Origin of the sequence: Eggerthella sinensis (assembly GCF_003339815.1) — a bacterium.
Taxonomy (GTDB): Bacteria; Actinomycetota; Coriobacteriia; order Coriobacteriales; family Eggerthellaceae; genus Eggerthella; species Eggerthella sinensis.
Genome location: NZ_PPTT01000023.1, coordinates 38950 through 57153 on the forward strand (window position 1 = coordinate 38950; position 18204 = coordinate 57153).

Below are 18204 nucleotides of genomic sequence, written 5' to 3' on the forward strand. Positions count from 1 at the left end.
CCTACGCGATCTTCGCCTTGCGCACATGCTTCTTGAGGAACTTCGCTCCGATAACGCCGCCCACCGCCGTGCCCACGGCGAACATCGCCAGCATGAGCAGAATCCACGGCAGCTCGGTGTACTGCGCCACCATGGCCGCCACGTCGGCGGCGCTGTAGTACGCGCCGAGCTGCTCCATGTAGGCGTCGCGGAACAGCAGGTACGGGAAAATGCCGTAGCAGGCGAACGTCGCCCAGTACACGAAGAACCCCGCCGTCGCGCGCTTGACGGAGCGATACGACCCCTTCCCCCACATCACCAGCTCGCCCACGAACGCTCCCACGAGGGCCACGGGGGCGCAGTACAGCCCGCCCATGAGCGTGTACAGCAGCCCGAACACGAGGATGGAGCCCGCCAGCACGCCGCGTTTGCCAATGCGATCGGCCATCACGAGGTAGAACGGCGTCGACACGAGCGGGAACAGCCAAGATCCCACGAAGAACGTGTTCTGCGGCGAGAGGATCATGTCCTCCGCCATCTTCACCACCATCGTCACCATGACGATAATGAGGTTGAACACGACGAACGTCAGAACGTCGCGCGTCGTCCACCGACTCGACGCAACCGCGCTCCCGCCGCCATGCGCACGTGCAGCATTCGATGCCATGAAGCATGCTCCTTTCGCGAGAGGGGATCGTTCTCCCCTCCTGTAGTTAGCCTTTGGTAACTTTTGCTATAATGGAGCACGAGGATGCCCGCGGCGAGCGCATCGACGCGCTCGCGACGATTCGCGGCATCGAAACGACCGTTTCGGGCGCGCAGCTGAGGAGGTCCCGCCATGCGCGACATCAAGAAGGATATGTACGAGGATGCGTTCCGCCTCTTCGACATGGTGCCCATCGACCTGACGGACGGCTACGGCCCCGCCGGAAGCCTCTACCGGTTCGCGAACGGACGCGGCCGCGGCGAATACTGGACCTACATCCGCGGCAACCTGTTCGCCGTGAACGCCTTCGACATGCAGTTCGGCAGCCCGGGCGTCATGCGCTACCGGCATACCGAGCACCTGTCCATCGGCTATTACGAAGCCGTGCACCTTGTGGAGCAGAATCGGGGGTGCGCCCTGCGCGCGGGCGCCCTCTCCGCGTACATCGCCGACGAAGGCGCCGAATACGTCGCGCGCTACGCGGCCGGGTCGAACACCCGCGCCACGTCCCTCACCATCTCGCCGGACTACTATCGCGATTACCTGCAGGAGCGCTTCGGGAACATCCCCGACGTGCGCCGCGCGTTCGCGCTCATCGACGGTCGACGCGACTTTCCCGAGCTCATCGCCCTGTTCAAGCAGATTCGAGCCTATCGGGGCACCGGCATGGCGGCCGAGCTGTTCTACGAGGGGGCGGTATCGGAGGCGATGGCGCTCATCATCGAGCGCGCAACCCAGTTGGAGCGGGAACACGACGAGGGCAGCACGCCGACGCTGTCGTCCGACGATCGCGCGGCGCTCGACCGCCTGCATGCCTACATCACCGAGCATCCCGACGCCGACCTATCGTGCGAGGAGCTTTCCCGGCGAGCCTGCATGGGGCAAACGAAGCTCAAGGCGGCGTTCAAGGCGGCGTTCGGAACCTCCCCCGCCGCCTTCGTGGCCGCCGCGCGCATCGAGCGCGCCGTCGAGCTGCTGGACGCAACCGACCTGCCCATCGCGCAGGTGGCGCGCATGGTGGGCTACCGCAAGCCCGGCGCGTTCGCCGAAGCCTTCCGCCGCCGCACCGGCACGGTGCCCAGCGCGTACCGGAGCGGGTCCCGCCGTCCGCTTTAGCGGCGCAGCTCAACCAGCACGGCGTTCTTCAGCCGCTGCGCGAGCCCCACGAGGTCGGCCAGCTGATCGGCGTCGTCGCCCGCTTCGAGCACCTTCTGCGCCGCCGTGTTGTAGCGGAGCACCTCCACGCGATGCTCCATCATCACGGCGTACACCACCACCCCGGCGGCCAGCCCGAGGAAGCCGAACAGCGTCATGCTGCCGAATTGCATCGTGTGGAAGTTCGCGAACAGGGCGGGCGTGCCAAGGCCGAGCACCGCGAGCACGATGCCCACCACCACGCCGCTCGCCTTGCGATGGGCCGCTTCGGCCTTTCGCGCGGGCGGGTAGAAGTCCTCGATGTGCGGATGCGCCTGCTGGAACGCCACATGGTTCCGATACATCGGCATCGTCAGCGCCAGCGCGATGGCGATGCCCACGAGGTACACGGCGCAGGACGCCGGCAGCGAACCGGCCATATGCCCGCCCGTGATGAAGAAGTCCACGCCGATGCTCGCGATGAACACCGCCACCGCAGCCGCCGTATCCCACGCCCGCACGCGCATGTGCTCGTCGTACCCGTGCTCGTCCACAACGCGCGGCGCCTCCGCGTCCGGCGCATCCTCCGCCCGCGGCGCCTCCTCCGCCGCAAGTTCAACCTGCGGGCATTCCTCCACCGGCGCGCCCGTGAGGTCGCCGCGCACGAGGTCGTCGAGCGAGCAGCCGAACAGGTCGCACAGCTTGATGAGCTTGTCGATCTCGGGATAGCTCTTCTCGGCTTCCCACTTCGCCACCGACTGGCGGCTCACGCCAAGCTCCTGCGCAAGCTCCGCCTGACTCATGGTGCGCGTCCCACGCAAATACTGGAGGTTGTCTCGAAAGGTCATCGCGTGCTCCTCTCGTCTTCGTCCGCGTCTTCCCTACGCCTACCAGCATGCCCCGAACGAGCGGTTCCCGCAACCAACCTCAGGATGCTTTTTCAGCGGAAGCCCCGACAACCCGCAGTTGTCATCGCAGTTCAGAGCACGCTCAGCGAGCGCGGTAGAGAGCGCAGTTGTTCGGCGTCTCGTACATCTCCACGCATGCGACGGGCAGGTTCTGCTCCACGAGCCGGTCGTGGAAGTACCGGGCCAGGTTCTCGGCCGTCATGCGAAACGGCAGCACGGTCAGGCTGAAGCCCTCGCCCTCGAGCGCCGCGACGGTCGCCGGCTTGAGCGACCCCTCTTCCACGAGGAAGGTGTGGTCGAGCTCTTCGGCCACCGCGCGCACCGCGCGCTTGAACACGCCGAAGTCGAGCACCATGTCTTTCATCGTGCCCTCGTCCTGCAGCTCGTCGGCTTCCAGATACACGACGCAACGCCAGCGGTGGCCGTGCAGGTTCTCGCACTTGCCGTAGTAGTCGGTCAGAAAGTGAGCCGAATCGAAGCTGGCCTCAGTTTTAAGTCCGTACATGTTCGCTCCTTGCTTCCGCATCGCCTTGGTTTTCGCCATCATAGCAAATACCGCCCGCATACCGCGGCGCGGACAGGTATCATGAGGGCATCGGATCGAAGAACCATGCTCGACAGAAGGCGGCATCCATGCATCTCTCCCCAACGAACCCGCGCGCGGCGAAGCACGGCCGCGTCCTCATCGCCCTGATCATCGCAGCGCTGGCATCGCTCTTGCTGGCATCGTGCGCCACGCAGCCGGCGCCGGAAAGCGAGCAGCAGGCCCCGGCCGAACCCCTCGTGGTGAACGACACGCCGGCCCCGCCCGTGCCCGATCCGGAGTACATCCTCGTCATCGGCGACGATTCCTGGGAGAAGTACACGCCCGGCCACGCCGACCTCATGATGCTCATGCGCCTCGACTTCGAGCGCAACCAGATCACCCTCGTAACCGTGCCGCGCGACACCGCCTACGTCTTCCCCGACGGAAACACCGCGAAGCTCAACCAGATGCTCACGAACGCCGGCCCCGAGGCTCAGTGCGAAGCCGTGTCCGACGTGGTGGGCGTCGAGGTGACGAACTACGTGGTGGTCGGGTTCGACGGGCTGCAGAGCATCGTCGAGCACTTCGGCGGCCTCGACGTGAACCTGCCCTACGGCCTCACGTACAACTTCTACACGAAGGACTTCGACGACGAGGTGTACGAAGCCGGCGAGCAGACGCTCACGCCGTGGCGCGTCATGGCGCTGTCCCGCGCGCGCACCGGCTACGGCGACACCGGCTATCAGCAGGAGATGATTCGCCAGGTGGTCGACCGCCAGATGATGACGCAGTTCATCAAGCTCGCGTACGCCGACCCGACGCAGACGGGCGACCTGCTGGCGCTGCTGCAGGGCTTCGTCACCACGAACGTCTCGCTGGCCGACCAGCAGGCATGGGCCGAGGAGCTGGCGTCGGGCGATCAGATCACCGTGTACGGCACCACCGGCCCGTACTACGGCGACTTCCTCGAAGAGCTCGACGGCCTGTGGCTCGTGCCGGCGAATCCCGAGGCCTGGAAGGATCTCATGGACGCCGTCGACGCCGGCAAGGACCCGGCGCCCGTCGTGAGCGTGTGGAGCGCCGACACCGAATCGCCCCTCGCGCCCGTCAGCACCACCACGGTCATCGACCTACCCTGATCCGAACGCCCGAACGCGCACCCCACGGAGGATGCCATGGACTTCATCACCGTCACGCCCGAGAACCTGGAGCAGGAGCACATCTGCTGCGCCATCTCGAACAACAAGGACTGCCAGGTGGCCTCCAAGAAAGCGTGGATGGCCGAGCGCTTCGCCGACGGGCTCGTGTTCCGCAAGGCCGACGCGCGCGGCAAATGCTTCATCGAGTACCTGCCCGCGGAGCGCGCCTGGGCGCCCATCGAAGCGCCCGGCTACCTGCACATCGACTGCTTCTGGGTGTCAGGCCAGCTCAAAGGGCACGGCTACGCCGACGAGCTGCTCGATTCCTGCATCGAGGACGCGCGAGCGCAGGGCAAAGCCGGCCTCACCGTGCTGTCGAGCGCGAAGAAGCAGCCTTTCCTGTCCGACCCGGCCTACCTGCGCAAGCGCGGCTTCCGCACCGCCGACACCGCAGCGCCCGGCTACGAGCTGCTCCATCTGCCCCTCGGCGACGCAGCCGATGCAGCCGAACTGCCGCGCTTCAAGTCGCACGTGAAAGAGCCGCGCACCGACGATGCGGGCTTCGCGCTGTACTACAGCCCGCAATGCCCGTTCACGGCCAAGTACGTCCCCCTCGTTGCCGACGTCGCGGCCGCGCGCGGCGTGCCGCTCAAGACGATCCTGCTCGAAACCGCCGAGCAGGCGCAGAACGCGCCCGCGCCCTTCACGGCGTACAGCCTGTTCCACGACGGCGTGCTGCTCACCCACGAAATTCTCTCGCCGAAGAAGTTCGAGAAGCTGCTCGACGAGCGCGGCCTCTAAACGAGCTCCTTCACGTCGTCGATCGACGTGATGCGAACCACCTTCGTCACCGCGCCCTTGCGCTCGGTCACCGACAGCAGCACCCACTCGTCGTCCACGTCCACGACGGCGGCCTTGCCCGTCATCCCTGAGTTGAACGTGGTGAGGTTCTTCATGGTGAACTCGCACAACCTGCCCTTGAGCTGGGGAAGCCGTTGCGCCATCATGAGTTCTTTCCGGGAAGCCACCTGCTCTTCCTCCTTCTTGCGCGCAGGGTCCTTCGGCAGCTTGCAGGCGATGTAGACGACGGTCACCGCGATGACCAGCAACAGGATTTCCGTCATGAGTCCTCCCCTACCACCGTGATGCTGCTCACCACGTTCACGTCGATCAGCTGCACCACCGTTTCCTTTTTGCCGATGCCCGACGAGCGCTCGTACTCCACCCGAATCCAGTTCTCGTCCGCGTCGAGGATGCGCATGGTTCGCGTGCGGCCCATCGCGTCCATGCTCGACAGCATGAACTCGGGGCTCTCAACCATGAACTGGCACGACGCGCCCACAAGCGAGCGCAGCACGTGCAGGTCCTTGCCCGGCGCGGCCTCGGCGGGCCCCGTCACCACCTCCACCTCGTCGGACACGAGGTCGTCGAGGCCCACGCGGTAGCAGCGCGCAAGCTCGGCCGCCTTGTCGAGCGCCGGCGCGCCCTGATCGCTCTCCCAGTTGGAAATGGTCTGCCGCGTCACGCCCAGCAGGTCGGCCACCTCCTGCTGACTCATCCCCTGCTTTCTGCGCAGGCTCTGCAACTTCTCTCCCACCATGATGTCGCTCCCTTTCCGTCGTTCGTCACCTGCTATTCTGCGGGAATTCGCGGAAGAGGGAAAGCAAATCACCTTGGAACCTTGTCCAATTCCTTTGACATCCCGCAGGTTCGCGTACCCGCGCGGAACACGGACGCCGAACGACGAACTCGAACGGATGTTTCACGTGAAACATCCGCCTGCCCCGTGCGAACTTCTCGCCAGGTCCGCTCCCCTGGCCCCAAGGGGGGACGCGGCCACGCTCCGCGCTCAGGCGTGCCAGCGGCGCGAGGCGCAACCGGAGGTTATGGCGCCCTCGAAGGCCATGCGGTGCGCGCAGCCGGGGGCCATGCCCTGCGCGACGAGGCAGCGCTCGACGGCTTCCACCGCGGCAGCCAGCGCCTGCGCCTCCGCGGCGCCCTGCGCCGTGAGCAGCAGGCGATGCCGCCCATCCTCCGCCACAAGCCCCATCCCCACCAGGCGCTCCACCGCCTTCGTCACGCTCGGGCGCGCCACCGCCAGCTCGTCGGCCAACTCCACGCGCCGTGTCGCACCGTCGCGAATGGCCAGCAGGTAGCGCGCGAGCGCCGGCGTCAAGCCGCTCACTTCACCGCCTTCGCCAGACACCCGTGCGCGCCGGCCTTCCGCCACGACACGCTGCCGAACCACGTGCCCAGGATGTCGCGCAGCTCGGCCTCGGAGTAGATGCGCACGTCGCCCTCGTTGTTGTACGGCATGAACGCGTTCATCACCGTGCGCGCCGGAGCCGGCAGCCAGCAGTCGCCGATGACGAACGCGCCGCCGGGCCGCAGCACCCGCCACGCCTCGAACGCCGCACGGCGCGGGTCGGGATAGTGGTGGAACGAGTCGTTGCAGTACACCGCGTCGAAGGTCTCGTCGGCGAACGGAACGTGCTCGCTGTCGGCCAGGCGCACATCGGCGCGGTCGCCCAGGCGCTCCCGCGCGCGGGCCAACATGGCATCGGACAGGTCGATGCCCGCCAGTGTGCAGCCGGGCAGCGCGTCGAGCACGAGCTGCGCGAGCGCACCCGTGCCGCACCCCAGGTCCAACACGCACGACGGCGCCGCGGCCACGACCTCCTCCAGCACGAACGGGTACAGCCGCCGCGCGTGCTCGCCCTTCATGTCGTCGTCGTACGTCGCCGCCTGCGCGTCGAACGCCTGCTTCGACGCCTCCTTGTAGTCACGTGCCGGCATGGCCGTCGATTCGTCCATAACAGGTTCCTTTCTTCACTTCATTGAACAATGTTTAATCTAAGGGTTGAACAATGCCCCGGCAGAACCGGGGCGCAGGTTACGCGGAAGGTTCGGTTTGCGAATCGAGCAGGGCGCGCACGTAGGTGCGCACGAGTTCGACCGCCTCGCGATCGGGGGCGTTCGTGCTCGACAGGATGTTGAGCTGCCCGTGCGTGATGAAGTCGACGAGCGTCTCGGGCGACCTCACCGTCACGCCGCGCCTCCGCGCGTCGGCCGTCACCGCGGCCACCATGTGCGGCCGGATGCGGTCGCACAGCTCGAAGGCGAGCTGCCGATGGAATTCCCGATTGCCCTCCGCGTGGAAGAACTCGTGATAGCGCAGGTTCTCCTCCTCGAACACGGCCGCGAACAACCGCTCGATCTTCTCGTCGAGCGAGATGCTCGCGTCGTCGAGCACGCGGATGTAGTCGCGGCAGCACTCCTCCGCGTACGCGGCGAGCGCGGCGGCGAACAGCTTCTGCTTGGAATCGAAGTAGTGATAGCACAGTCCGGGCGTGATGCCGGCTTCGCGCGAGATGTCGCGCATGGACACCGCCTCGTAGCCGCGCTCGACGAACAGCCGCATGGCCGTGTCGAGGATGTCGCGCTTCCGCTCCTCGGGGTCCATCACCGTTCTCACCATGCGCCTCGCACGTCCTTCCCTCGTTCGCTCATACGGCCGCCATGACGATCCCAACACGATCGCTTCCCGATCATCTCACCCTATTGAACAAATGTCAATAAACATCGTTCAATACTCACGCGGAGGAGTGCGCACCGAACAAATGTTTCACGTGAAACATCGAACACGAGAAGCGCGGAGCGGCGGCGCATCCGCACCGCCGCCGCTCCTCAACCTGCTACGCGCCCACGCCGCGCACCGTCACCGACCGGCACGTCGCGAGCTTCACCTTCAGCACGTCAACGTCCAGCCCGCTCGGCGCGCTCACCCGGCCCGCCTCCACGAGCCGTTCCAGCTCGCGCCGCGACACGCCCAGCTTGCGCCGCAGCACGTCGGCAAGCCGGATGCCGCCGGTGTCGAACGCGCAGTCGATGTCCACCCGGCAGTCTTCGTCGCCGCATGCCGGCCCCTCGACCTCGTAGGCAACCGGGCCCCGCTTCGCGCCGTTGCGCTTCAGCAGGTCGGGGTCGAGCGCGCAGGCCAGCGCCAGCTCGGCATCGTTGCGGTGGTAGCGTTCCAGCTCGTCGATGCCGACGGCCTTCATGCTGGCGCGGCTGATCACCGCGTTGTTCCACACGCTGCCGCACGCGGCGCAGCGGTAGACCAGCCACACGTCCACCAGCTTCTTCTGAGCGTTCACGCGGAACAAGCCGGTCGACGCGAACGCGGCGTTAGCACCGCATCGCCCACAGGGGCGCACGGCCACCGGCGCGTCGGCCGCAGCCACGCGCCATCGTATTGTGTTCATGGTAAGGAGTGCCTTCCTTCGCAATTCGGACAGATTCGAAAAGGAAGGTACGCACAGGCGGCACCACGCCGTTGTTCAGCTTTTTCATGGAAGAACCTCTTCTGTTCGTCTCAACCGGAACACGCCGTCGCGAAACCGCCGCACCTCATGCGGCGCGGTTCGTCGGACAGGCAATGAATGCGTTGCTTAGCGGTTGGGAGGAGTCGTCATGAAGAGAGGCCTTTCGAGATACGGACGGGTCGCGCGATCGCGGCCCGGGCTCGCCATCATAACGAACCCCGCCGCCCGAGTCAACCGCCCCGCCCCGGCCGCTGCGTCATGGCGCTTGCGTAACGCGGCATCCCGCGGGCGCGTCCATATGCTACGATGCATGTTTGAGAAAGGACGTCGCCCCATGCCCATCAACAAGGCGGTTCTTGCCGCATTCAAAGCTGCCACCAGGCTCCGGCCCGACATCAGGGAGTTCTACAAGGCGCAGCGCTTCGCCGAAGACGTGAGCGCCAAGCTCGTGCTGCCCAACCCCCGATGCCGCATCGACGAGGCCACGGCCGTCATGCCGGACGGCTTCGAGGTGCCGCTGCGCGTGTTCACCCCGCTCGACTTCGACTTCTCGCTTGCCGAGGGCCTCAAGGTGTGCGAGGATTCGCGCGGCACGGTCCTGTTCTTCCACGGCGGCGGCTGGGTGAACGGCACGGTGGACTTCTACATCGACGCGTGCACGGCCATGGCCATCCACCTCGAGCGCCGCATCGTGTCGGTGGACTACCGGCGCGCGCCCGAGCACCGCTTCCCGCAGGCGCCCGAAGATTGCTACGAGGTGGCGCGCCAGCTGTACGCGGGCACGCTGCTGCCCGACGTCGACCCCGATCACGTCGTGCTGTTCGGCGACAGCGCCGGCGGCAACCTGGCCGCCGCGCTGTCCCTCATGGCCCGCGACCGCGGCGACTTCACGCCGCGCACCCAGGTGCTGCTCTACCCCGTCACCTACGACGACCACAACCCGGTCTCGTCGTGGTTCGACTCGGTGCGCGAGAACGGCGAAGACTACCTGCTCACCTGGCGCGACATCGAAGGCTACATGGAGCTGTACCAATCCTCGCCCCTCGACCGCGCAAACCCCTACTTCGCGCCGCTGCTCGAGCCCGACCTGTCGCACCAGCCGCGCACGCTCGTCATCAGCGCCGAATACTGCCCGCTGCGCGACGAGGGCGAGGCGTTCGCCGCGCGACTCGAGCTGGAAGGCTCCGACGTGCAATGCTACCGCATGCTCGACGCCGTGCACGGCTACCTGCTGTACCCCTCCATCCTCAGCCTGGTGAGGGACACGTACCGCATCATCAAGCACTTCCTGGACGACGAGGAACTCACGCAGGAGGGTGAACCCGCATGGCTCGGGATACTTGGTACCGACTAGACAACGTCGGCAAGTTCTACTCGTCCCAGGCCGGCAGCTCGGCCCAGACGGTGTTCCGCTACGCGGCCACCGTGCGCGACGACGTGGACCCCGCCATCCTGCAGCGCGCGCTCGAGAAGACGGTGGACGTGTTCCCCAACTTCAACGTGTGCCTGCGCAGCGGCATGTTCTGGCACTACCTCGAACAGGCCGCCGAACCGCCCGCCGTGCACCGCGAGAACCTCCCCCTCTGCTACGGCCTGCACGTTCACGCGAAGAGCGTGCTGTTCCGCGTGAGCTACTACGAATCGCGCATCAACCTCGAGGTGTCGCACATCGTCTCCGACGGGCGCGGCACCCTGAGCTTCTTCAAGGCCCTCCTGCACGCCTACGTCGAAGAACGCTACGGCGTGGAAGGCGTGCCCGCCGAGTACGACGGCTCCGACCACCAGAAGTCGGAGGACAGCTTCAACAAGTTCTACGAACCCGCCCTGGCCGCGCCCACCCACGCGCCGAAGGTGTACCGGCTCAAAGGCTGGCGCGACGAGGGCGACCCCACCTTCCTCGAGTACCACCTGCCCGCCCGCCGCGTGCTCGACCTCGCGCACGACTACGGCGTGAGCCTCACGGCCCTCGTCATCGCGGTGGTCATGTGCGCCATCCGCGCCGAGATGCCCCGTCGCGACCGGCAGCGCGCCATCCGCATGGACATCCCGGTCGACCTGCGGCGCTTCTTCAAATCCACCACGGTGAAGAACTTCTTCGGCCTCGCGTTCGTATCCTACGTGCCCGGCGACGAGGACGAGCCCGTGGACGTCGTGGCGCGCACCGTGCACGCGCAGCTCAAGGCCGCCACGCAGGCCGACGAGCTCAAGTCGCGCATGAACCGCATGATCAAGCTCGAGAAGAACCCGCTGCTGCGCCTGGCGCCGCTGTTCGTGAAGGACGCCCTCCTCGAGCTGGCCGACCACCTCGCCGCGCGCGACGTGACCACCACGGTGTCAAACCTGGGCAGCATCAGCCTCGACGAGCGCCTGATGCCCTACATCCGCGACATCAACATCCTCACGTCCACCACCGGCTTGAACTTCATGGCCTGCTCCTTCGGCGACGATCTGAGCATCGGCATATCCACGGTGTACTCGAACCCCGACATCGTGAAGAACTTCGTGCGCTTCTTCTCGGGCCAGGGCATCGAGGGTCGCATCAACATCAACAAGACGAGCGAGGAAGTGGCCGAGGATCGTCGCGAGACCAAGATCGAGACGTCGATGAAGCGCGCTCGCGGCCAGGTCCCGGCGCGCGACGGGGAGGAGGGCAGCCGATGAAGCGATGCGACAAGTGCGGCGTCGAGTTCTCCGGCAACCTCGATTGCTGCCCGCTCTGCCAATCCGAGCTGTCGGGCGACGCGACGCCGCCCGTGTTCCCGCGCAACGAGGTGCGCAAGTCGGGCGCCATCGCGCTCGCGGTGCTCGCGTTCGCCACGGGCGTGTGCCTGCTCGTCATGCTGTTTTTAGGATACCTGCTCAAGCTGCCGGGCGACATCGTGCTCACCGTGTGCCTGGGCCTCGTGGTGAACTACCTGTTCGTGCGCAACATCATCACGCACACGCCCGACTTCTTGCGCGTGGTGGTGCGCTACTTCCTCGTGCTGCTGGCCATCGCCGCCGTGTGGTTCCTCGTGTCACGCAACCTCGTCGTGACCACGTTCGTCATCCCCGGCATCTGCCTCGTGGCGCTCGTGTTCGACGGCGTGCTGTTCGCGGTGTTCCGCGGCACCTTCGTCACCACCTACGCGAAGTACCTGCTGTTCGACGTCGCGTTCGGCCTCATTCCCATCGCCCTGACGGCGCTCGGCCTCACCACCTGGGACGTCCTCGCCCTCATCAGCGCCTTCGTGGCCCTCGTCTTCCTGCTGGGCATGGTGGTGTTCACCCGCAAGCAGCTCATAGCCGAAGTCCGCAAGCTGTTCTCAGCGTAGGGCCACGCGCTTGAACCAGGTTCGAGCGGGAACCGTCGGCATTTCAAGTAGAATGGACGCAGCGCCCCGACCCGGGCGCCCAAACGAAGCGAAGGAGCACCCATGAGACAGTGTATGGATGCGGACAACCTGCATCGCAGACTCAAGAAGATCATCGGGCAGGTGCAAGCCATCGATCGCATGGTGGACGAAGACGTGCCCTGCGAAGACGTGCTTTCCCAGATCAATGCTGCTAAATCGGCACTGCACAAATGCGGACAAGTAGTCCTCGAGGGGCATATTCAACACTGCGTGCGCGACGGCATCGAACACGGCGATGCCGACAAAACCATTGAGAGTTTCACGAAAGCGGTGGAGCGTTTCTCCAACATGAGCTAATCGCCGCTTCCCCGATCGCTGAAAAGTTACCTATGGTAAATATTTTCCGTATGCGATACTATACCTATACCCCCATAGGTACAAATCGCACGGGAAAGGACCAACCATGCGCAGCGTCGACGTCGTAGTGAACAAAGCGGAGCATGTTTTGGCATGGGGAGGCGTAAAACGCGACGTGACGTTCCTCGTCATCTCCGCCGTATCCCTCGTTCTCAGTTTCTTCGCACCAGAAAGCCTCCCCTTCAACCCTGCGTGGGTCGCCATCGTCTTATGTGGCGCGCCTATCATGCTCGAAGCGATTATCGGCCTCATCACTTCCTTCGACATCAAGGCCGACGTGCTCGTGGCACTGGCGCTCATCGCCTCGCTCGTTATCGGCGAGTACTTCGCGGCGGGGGAAGTGGCTCTCATCATGCAGCTGGGCGCGCTTCTCGAAGACCTGACCGTAGCGAAGGCGCGCGCTGGCATCGAACGGCTCGTCCACTTGACGCCACGCACGGCGCGCATCGTGCGCGCGGAGGGCTCCGAGGATATCGTCGCAGCCGAGGAGGTGCGCGTAGACGACATCGTGCGCGTGCTGCCGGGAGAAACGGTACCTGTCGACGGGACCATCATGATAGGCCAAACATCCATCGACGAATCCGTTCTCACCGGAGAGCCGCTCCCCGTAGACAAGGCACCCGGAGACAACGTGCGCAGTGGCACGGTCAATCAGTTCGGCGCATTCGACCTGCGCGCCGTGCACGTGGGAGAAGACAGTTCCATCGCCCGCATGATCGAGCTCGTGCAATCGGCCGATGCCGGAAAGGCGAAGATCGTGCGCCTGGCCGACCGATGGGCTACGTGGATCGTCATCGTGGCCCTTGTCGCAGCCGCCGGCACATGGCTCATCACCGGCGAGATCATCCGCGCCGTCACCATTCTCGTCGTGTTTTGCCCCTGCGCGCTCGTGCTGGCTACCCCGACAGCCATCATGGCAGCCATCGGCAACGTGACGAAACACGGCGTTCTTGTGCGCGAGGGCGATGCTCTTGAACGTCTAGCAGCGGTGAGAAACGTGGCCTTCGACAAGACGGGAACGCTTACGTTCGGACATCCGGACGTGGTAGCCGTGGAGACGCTCGCCACGGCGAACCTGGACGATCGAGCGCTGTTCTCCCTGGCAGCTGCCGCCGAGGGTTTGAGCGAACACCCGCTGGGCAAAGCGGTCGTACGCAGCTGGCGTGCGACAGGGGCCGGGAAGACCGATGTCGCCACCAACTTCGTCATGGCGCCCGGGCGGGGCGTGCGTGCGACGGTGAACGGCCGCCAAGTCGTCGCCGGCAACGCCGAAATGCTATCTGAACTGGATGTTTCCGGCGTCGAGACGCTCATGGCCGCCGCGCAGGAGCACATACGCGAAGGCTGCACCCTCATCTACGTCGCCCTCGACGGCGCGGCGGCCGGCTACGTCGCGCTCGCCGATGTCGTACGCCCCACGGCACGCGAAACCGTCGCAGGCATCAAGGCACTCGGCATTGAGCCGGTGCTGCTCACCGGCGATCATGCGTCCGCAGCGCGCCATATCGCCTCGCAAACGAGCATCGAACACGTCGAGGCCAACTGCCTTCCGGAGAGCAAGATGCACGCAATCGAGCGTCTCGAACGCGCGGGCGAACCGGTGTGCATGGTGGGCGACGGCATCAACGACGCTCCGGCCCTCAAGCGCGCCACCGTCGGCATCGCGATGGGCGGAGCGGGAAGCGACATCGCCGTCGACGCAGCCGACATCGTGCTCGTGCGCGACGACATCGCATCGCTACCCCACCTGCTGGCTATCTCAAAACGCATGATGACCACCATCAAGCTGAACATGACCTTCTCCATGACGCTCAACTTCGTCGCGATCGTCCTGGCGATGACCGGCATCCTGAACCCGGTGGTGGGCGCGCTCGTGCACAACGCCGGATCGGTCGTCGTCATCGCGAACTCAGCCACGTTGTTGAAATGGCGTCGCCTCGAACAGAGGGACGAGCGCTCGAGCAGACCGGTCGAGACGACGACCGCAGAGTACGAGACGGACGTTCCGGATATCGAGGCAAACGCGGTTTAGCCGATTATCTGCGCACGACACGAAACCGGCGATTCGCTCGCGGCCACACGCTCTCCGATGCGCCAACCCTCGGCCGCCGCGCGCAGCTCCACGAAGCGGCGGTACGTGCCGCCCTCGGCCATGAGCTCGTCGTGCGTGCCGCGCTGGGCCACCGTGCCGCCGTCCACCACGAGTATCTGGTCGGCCGCCTCGATGGTGGCCAGACGATGTGCGATCACCACGACGGTCTTGCCCGCAGTGAGCTCGCCGATGGCTTGCTGGATAAGCGCTTCGTTCTCCGGGTCGACGCTGGCCGTGGCCTCGTCGAGAATGACGAGGGGCGCGTCCTTCAGCAGCGCCCGCGCGATGGAGATGCGCTGCTTCTGCCCGCCGGACAGGCTGGAACCGCCCTCGCCCACCACGGTGTCGTAGCCCTGCGGGAGCGCCTCGATGAAGTCGTGGCACTGCGCGCGCCTCGCCGCCTCCACCACGTCCTCGTCCGTGGCGCCGGGGCGCCCGAACGCGATGTTGGCGCGCACCGTGTCGTTGAACAGGTACACGTTCTGAAACACCATGCTGATAGCGCGCAGCAGGCTGTCGCACGTGAGTTCCCGCACGTCGTGCCCGCCCACGCGCACCCGGCCCTCGTCCACGTCGTAGAACCGCGCCATGAGGTTCGCCACCGTGGTCTTGCCCGCGCCCGACGGCCCCACGATGGCGCAGGTGCTGCCTTGCGGGATGCGGAAGCTCACGTCGTGCAGCACGCGTCGCGCTTCGGCCCCTTCGCCGTGCGAGAACGCCACATTCTCGAACTCGACGTCGAACCGCTCGAGCGCCACGTCGCGGCCGTCCTCGTCGATGAACGGAGCGCGCTCGATAGCCTCCAACCGGTCGAGCACGTCGTTCAGGTCGCCCAGCATGTGCGCCGAGTCGTTCACGCGCTCGACGCTGCCGAAGAGGGTGAAGGAGAACAGCGCGATGGCCAGGAACATCCACAGCGACAGCTCGCCGTGCAAACACGCCCACGCGGCGCATCCCACGAGCGCCACCGAAGCCAGGTTGAGCGCGATGAGGTGCAGCACGTTGAACGGGGTGAAGCCGTACTCCACGTCGAGGCGCGCCTGCTTCGCCTCCGCGCAAGCGGCGTACATCGGCTCGAGGGCGCTCGTGCCGCGGCCGTACGACTTCGCCGTGCCCAAGCCGCGCGCGTATTCCACGATGGAACCGGCCAGATGCTCGGTGGCAACGTGCGTGGCAGGCGTGAGCGCACGGCTGCGCCGGTTGATGCCCGCAAGCGCCAGCCCCGACAGCGCCACGCCCGCAACCGCGGCGACGGCGCACGGCCAGTACATGAACGCCAGGAACACGACGATGGCCGCCACGGACAGGTAGCCGTTCACCACCGCGTCCACCATCTTCATGCCCTGCAGTTCCAACATGCCCAGCTCGGTGGTGGCCGTGGCCAGGATGTCGCCGGTTTTCACCGTGGAGAAGTAGCCGAGCGGCACGCGCTTCAGGATGGTGCCGATGCGAACGCGCTCCTCGGGCGCCACCTCGTAGCCGATGCTCTCCTGCAAACGGTTCTTGCCGTACGAGAACGCGAAGCGCACGAGGATGCACGCGACGATGATGATGAGCGAGAGCCACACCCAGCGGGGATCGAGCGCCGCGATGCCGCGTGCGTCGTCCTGCACCTGCGCGAGCATCCACGCCGCCAGCATGACGGGCGCCGCCGTGGCCCACGTCATGAGGAACGAGCAGACGCACCCCAGGTAGAGATTGCGCTTGTACGGTCCCGTCCACGCGATGATGCGCCTGATGGCCTTAAACATGGGACTCCTCCTTCCGCGTCGCGCGCGTCGGCGCGAACGCCGCGCGCCTGCCGCTCGCAGCCCACGCCTGCGCGCCCACATGGGCCTCCCACATGCTCCGGTACAGCGGGCACGCGGCCAGCAGCTCGTCGTGGGTGCCCGTTGCCGCGATACGGCCGTCCTCCACCACCGCAATGCAGTCGGCGCCGACGATGGTGGACAGCCGATGCGCGATGACCAGCAGCGTTTTGCCGCGCGTGAGCTGGGCGATGGAACGCTGGATACGCTCCTCGCTCTCGGGGTCGGTGAAGGCCGTGGCCTCGTCGAGAATCACGATGGGCGCGTCCTTCAGGATGGCGCGCGCGATGGAGATGCGCTGACGCTCGCCGCCCGACAACGCGTGGCCCGCCTCGCCGGCAGGCGTGTCCCAGCCATCGGCGAGCCGTCCGATGAAGTCGTCGCAGCACGCGGCGCGCGCGGCCGCCAACACGTCCTCGTCCGAGGCGTCGGGCTTGCCCATCCGGATGTTCTCCTTGAGCGAGCAGTCGAACAGGTAGTTGTCCTGCGCCACGAAGCTCACCAACTCCGACAGCTGATCGAGCGGCATATCCCGCACATCCACGCCGCCGATGCGCACCGATCCCGCGCCCACGTCCCAGTGACGCGCGACGAGCCGCGCGATGGTGGACTTGCCGCCGCCCGACGGCCCCACGAGCGCGGTGAACGACCCGGCGGGCGCGACAAGGTCGATGCCGTGCAGCACGTCCTCGCCGTCCGTGTACGAGAACGACACGTTCGAAAGCTCGAGGTCGGTAGCGCGCACCGTCGCCCGCGCCGCCGGTTCGGGCAGCTCGGGCAGGTCGAGGAATGCGCGCGCATCGGCCACGGCGTACTCCATCGACTTCGCTTCGTTGAGAAACGCGCCCACCCGCACGATAGGCGGCACCACGGCCAGCGCCAGCAGCAGCGCGAGCCCCAGCTCGGCCGGCCCCAGGGCGCCGGACAGGTACAGCGCGAGCCCCGCGGGCAGCGCGCCCAACAGGGTGGTAGGCAGGATGGCCATCGACAGGTTCATGCCCACCCACGTGGCTTTGAACCATCCCATGGTGAAGTCCTTGAATGCGTGCACCGCGTCGGCGTACTTCTCGTAGGAGCTCGTCGCCTGGTTGAACGCCTTCACCACCTGGATGCCCTCGATGTACTCCACCATCACGCTGTTCACATGGTTGCTCTCGGCCATGTAGGAGGCGTACATCTTGTTGTACGTGGACAGGCCGCTCACGAACACGAGCAGCCCCACCGGCACGGTGACGAGGCAGGCCAAGGCGAAGCGCCCGTCGATGACCGCGAGCCAGACCACGATGCCGAGCGCCACCAGCAGGTTGCCCGCAATCTCGGGGATCATGTGCGCGAGCGGCACCTCCACGCCCTCGATGCGGTCCACGAACACGTTCTTGATCTGACCGATGCTTTTGGAAGCCGCCGTGCCGAGCGACGTCTTCATGAGCTTCTCCACCACGTCGCGCCGCAACGACTCGAGGATGGTGTAGGCCGACACGTGCGACAGCAGCGTCGAGATGCCGAACAGCACCTTGCTGGCCACGTAGCTGAGAGCGGCCACGCCCAGCCAGTACGCCACAACCGACCAGTCGGCGGGGGCCGACAGCGCCATCACGTCGTCGATGATGCGGTAGACCGCGTAAAACGGAGCGAGCCCCGCCGCCACGCTGGCCGCGGAGCACACGAGCGCCGCCGCCATCTTCCCCCGGCAACGGCCGGCGTAGGACAGCAGGGTCGAAATCCAGGAGCGCCCGCGGGCGCGCCCGGCAACGGCTTGTGCCATGGAACCACCTTCCCGAAACGGATGCGCCACCGCCAGCGGCGGTGCGCAATCGAACGAACGGGTTCGACTA

General features: G+C 66.2%; 19 protein-coding genes. 8 read left to right on the forward strand and 11 right to left on the reverse strand.

The genetic code is table 11. From position 1 onward, the window contains the following. Nucleotide 1: 1 nt before the first annotated feature. Nucleotides 2-646 carry an MptD family putative ECF transporter S component gene (locus C1876_RS12540; RefSeq protein WP_114547062.1) on the reverse strand — a complete coding sequence of 215 codons (645 nt, stop codon included), beginning with the start codon at nucleotides 644-646 and terminating at the stop codon, nucleotides 2-4. A 171-nt stretch (nucleotides 647-817) separates the two neighbouring features. On the opposite strand from C1876_RS12540, the gene C1876_RS12545 reads away from it, so the two are divergent. Beyond that, nucleotides 818-1801, forward strand: coding sequence for a helix-turn-helix domain-containing protein (locus tag C1876_RS12545; protein WP_114547063.1), 984 nt, complete (start codon nucleotides 818-820; stop codon nucleotides 1799-1801). Here C1876_RS12545 and C1876_RS12550 read toward each other — a convergent pair. Next, complete coding sequence (locus tag C1876_RS12550) at nucleotides 1798-2667, reverse strand: helix-turn-helix transcriptional regulator (RefSeq protein ID WP_114547064.1); 870 nt, start codon at nucleotides 2665-2667, stop codon at nucleotides 1798-1800. The two genes, C1876_RS12545 and C1876_RS12550, sit on opposite strands and share 4 nt — an antisense overlap. A 142-nt stretch (nucleotides 2668-2809) precedes the next feature. Next, nucleotides 2810-3232, reverse strand: a complete 423-nt coding sequence (locus tag C1876_RS12555) for a 6-pyruvoyl trahydropterin synthase family protein (protein ID WP_114547065.1) — start codon at nucleotides 3230-3232, stop codon at nucleotides 2810-2812. Between the two features lie 128 nt (nucleotides 3233-3360). On the opposite strand from C1876_RS12555, the gene C1876_RS12560 reads away from it, so the two are divergent. After that, nucleotides 3361-4392: an LCP family protein gene (locus tag C1876_RS12560; protein ID WP_114547066.1), complete on the forward strand. Its 1032-nt coding sequence runs from the start codon at nucleotides 3361-3363 to the stop codon at nucleotides 4390-4392. Between the two features lie 36 nt (nucleotides 4393-4428). Continuing rightward, nucleotides 4429-5193 (forward strand): N-acetyltransferase, encoded by a 765-nt coding sequence (locus C1876_RS12565; protein ID WP_114547067.1) that lies wholly within the window; start codon nucleotides 4429-4431, stop codon nucleotides 5191-5193. Here the strand turns inward: C1876_RS12565 and C1876_RS12570 are convergent. From C1876_RS12570 to C1876_RS12595, 6 genes are all read right to left on the reverse strand, one after another. Then, nucleotides 5190-5516, reverse strand: a complete 327-nt coding sequence (locus C1876_RS12570; protein WP_114547068.1) for a hypothetical protein — start codon at nucleotides 5514-5516, stop codon at nucleotides 5190-5192. The two genes, C1876_RS12565 and C1876_RS12570, sit on opposite strands and share 4 nt — an antisense overlap. Further along, a complete protein-coding gene (locus C1876_RS12575; RefSeq protein WP_114547069.1) occupies nucleotides 5513-5992 on the reverse strand; it encodes a helix-turn-helix transcriptional regulator in 480 nt (159 codons plus the stop codon). The genes C1876_RS12570 and C1876_RS12575 overlap by 4 nt, the downstream gene beginning before the upstream one ends. Nucleotides 5993-6241: 249 nt before the next feature. Next, on the reverse strand, nucleotides 6242-6577 hold the full coding sequence (locus C1876_RS12580) for a MarR family transcriptional regulator (protein ID WP_158544687.1): 336 nt from the start codon (nucleotides 6575-6577) through the stop codon (nucleotides 6242-6244). After that, a complete protein-coding gene (locus C1876_RS12585; protein ID WP_114547071.1) occupies nucleotides 6574-7206 on the reverse strand; it encodes a class I SAM-dependent methyltransferase in 633 nt (210 codons plus the stop codon). The genes C1876_RS12580 and C1876_RS12585 overlap by 4 nt, the downstream gene beginning before the upstream one ends. Nucleotides 7207-7285: 79 nt before the next feature. Beyond that, nucleotides 7286-7870, reverse strand: coding sequence for a TetR/AcrR family transcriptional regulator (locus tag C1876_RS12590; RefSeq protein ID WP_114547072.1), 585 nt, complete (start codon nucleotides 7868-7870; stop codon nucleotides 7286-7288). 217 nt (nucleotides 7871-8087) lie between these two features. Continuing rightward, nucleotides 8088-8657, reverse strand: coding sequence for a DUF1062 domain-containing protein (locus C1876_RS12595; protein ID WP_114547073.1), 570 nt, complete (start codon nucleotides 8655-8657; stop codon nucleotides 8088-8090). Between the two features lie 394 nt (nucleotides 8658-9051). On the opposite strand from C1876_RS12595, the gene C1876_RS12600 reads away from it, so the two are divergent. The 5 genes from C1876_RS12600 (at nucleotide 9052) to C1876_RS12620 (ending at nucleotide 14501) form a co-directional block, all read left to right on the forward strand. Next, a complete protein-coding gene (locus C1876_RS12600; protein ID WP_114547074.1) occupies nucleotides 9052-10071 on the forward strand; it encodes an alpha/beta hydrolase in 1020 nt (339 codons plus the stop codon). Continuing rightward, the gene (locus C1876_RS12605) at nucleotides 10044-11378 is read left to right on the forward strand and encodes a phthiocerol/phthiodiolone dimycocerosyl transferase family protein (RefSeq protein WP_114547075.1); all 1335 of its coding nucleotides are present in this window, start codon (nucleotides 10044-10046) and stop codon (nucleotides 11376-11378) included. Before C1876_RS12600 ends, C1876_RS12605 begins: the two co-directional genes overlap by 28 nt. Beyond that, nucleotides 11375-12031 carry a DUF6320 domain-containing protein gene (locus C1876_RS12610; RefSeq protein ID WP_114547076.1) on the forward strand — a complete coding sequence of 219 codons (657 nt, stop codon included), beginning with the start codon at nucleotides 11375-11377 and terminating at the stop codon, nucleotides 12029-12031. The genes C1876_RS12605 and C1876_RS12610 overlap by 4 nt, the downstream gene beginning before the upstream one ends. Before the next feature lie 102 nt (nucleotides 12032-12133). Beyond that, nucleotides 12134-12409: a metal-sensing transcriptional repressor gene (locus tag C1876_RS12615; RefSeq protein ID WP_114547077.1), complete on the forward strand. Its 276-nt coding sequence runs from the start codon at nucleotides 12134-12136 to the stop codon at nucleotides 12407-12409. Nucleotides 12410-12695: 286 nt separating this feature from the next. Then, nucleotides 12696-14501: a heavy metal translocating P-type ATPase gene (locus C1876_RS12620; RefSeq protein ID WP_244910145.1), complete on the forward strand. Its 1806-nt coding sequence runs from the start codon at nucleotides 12696-12698 to the stop codon at nucleotides 14499-14501. Here the strand turns inward: C1876_RS12620 and C1876_RS12625 are convergent. Beyond that, a complete protein-coding gene (locus C1876_RS12625; RefSeq protein ID WP_114547079.1) occupies nucleotides 14498-16312 on the reverse strand; it encodes an ABC transporter ATP-binding protein in 1815 nt (604 codons plus the stop codon). The two genes, C1876_RS12620 and C1876_RS12625, sit on opposite strands and share 4 nt — an antisense overlap. Then, nucleotides 16305-18134: an ABC transporter ATP-binding protein gene (locus tag C1876_RS12630; RefSeq protein ID WP_244910146.1), complete on the reverse strand. Its 1830-nt coding sequence runs from the start codon at nucleotides 18132-18134 to the stop codon at nucleotides 16305-16307. The genes C1876_RS12625 and C1876_RS12630 overlap by 8 nt, the downstream gene beginning before the upstream one ends. Nucleotides 18135-18204: the final 70 nt, after the last annotated feature.

What these genes read in the sequence shown, in the direction of transcription:
- C1876_RS12540 (WP_114547062.1), bottom strand. Translation starts at nt 646, where the DNA reads ATGGCATCGAATGCTGCACGTGCGCATGGCGGCGGGAGCGCGGTTGCG.
- C1876_RS12545 (WP_114547063.1), top strand. Translation starts at nt 818, where the DNA reads ATGCGCGACATCAAGAAGGATATGTACGAGGATGCGTTCCGCCTCTTC.
- C1876_RS12550 (WP_114547064.1), bottom strand. Translation starts at nt 2,667, where the DNA reads ATGACCTTTCGAGACAACCTCCAGTATTTGCGTGGGACGCGCACCATG.
- C1876_RS12555 (WP_114547065.1), bottom strand. Translation starts at nt 3,232, where the DNA reads ATGTACGGACTTAAAACTGAGGCCAGCTTCGATTCGGCTCACTTTCTG.
- C1876_RS12560 (WP_114547066.1), top strand. Translation starts at nt 3,361, where the DNA reads ATGCATCTCTCCCCAACGAACCCGCGCGCGGCGAAGCACGGCCGCGTC.
- C1876_RS12565 (WP_114547067.1), top strand. Translation starts at nt 4,429, where the DNA reads ATGGACTTCATCACCGTCACGCCCGAGAACCTGGAGCAGGAGCACATC.
- C1876_RS12570 (WP_114547068.1), bottom strand. Translation starts at nt 5,516, where the DNA reads ATGACGGAAATCCTGTTGCTGGTCATCGCGGTGACCGTCGTCTACATC.
- C1876_RS12575 (WP_114547069.1), bottom strand. Translation starts at nt 5,992, where the DNA reads ATGGTGGGAGAGAAGTTGCAGAGCCTGCGCAGAAAGCAGGGGATGAGT.
- C1876_RS12585 (WP_114547071.1), bottom strand. Translation starts at nt 7,206, where the DNA reads ATGGACGAATCGACGGCCATGCCGGCACGTGACTACAAGGAGGCGTCG.
- C1876_RS12590 (WP_114547072.1), bottom strand. Translation starts at nt 7,870, where the DNA reads ATGGTGAGAACGGTGATGGACCCCGAGGAGCGGAAGCGCGACATCCTC.
- C1876_RS12595 (WP_114547073.1), bottom strand. Translation starts at nt 8,657, where the DNA reads ATGAACACAATACGATGGCGCGTGGCTGCGGCCGACGCGCCGGTGGCC.
- C1876_RS12600 (WP_114547074.1), top strand. Translation starts at nt 9,052, where the DNA reads ATGCCCATCAACAAGGCGGTTCTTGCCGCATTCAAAGCTGCCACCAGG.
- C1876_RS12605 (WP_114547075.1), top strand. Translation starts at nt 10,044, where the DNA reads ATGGCTCGGGATACTTGGTACCGACTAGACAACGTCGGCAAGTTCTAC.
- C1876_RS12610 (WP_114547076.1), top strand. Translation starts at nt 11,375, where the DNA reads ATGAAGCGATGCGACAAGTGCGGCGTCGAGTTCTCCGGCAACCTCGAT.
- C1876_RS12615 (WP_114547077.1), top strand. Translation starts at nt 12,134, where the DNA reads ATGAGACAGTGTATGGATGCGGACAACCTGCATCGCAGACTCAAGAAG.
- C1876_RS12620 (WP_244910145.1), top strand. Translation starts at nt 12,696, where the DNA reads ATGCTCGAAGCGATTATCGGCCTCATCACTTCCTTCGACATCAAGGCC.
- C1876_RS12625 (WP_114547079.1), bottom strand. Translation starts at nt 16,312, where the DNA reads ATGTTTAAGGCCATCAGGCGCATCATCGCGTGGACGGGACCGTACAAG.
- C1876_RS12630 (WP_244910146.1), bottom strand. Translation starts at nt 18,134, where the DNA reads ATGGCACAAGCCGTTGCCGGGCGCGCCCGCGGGCGCTCCTGGATTTCG.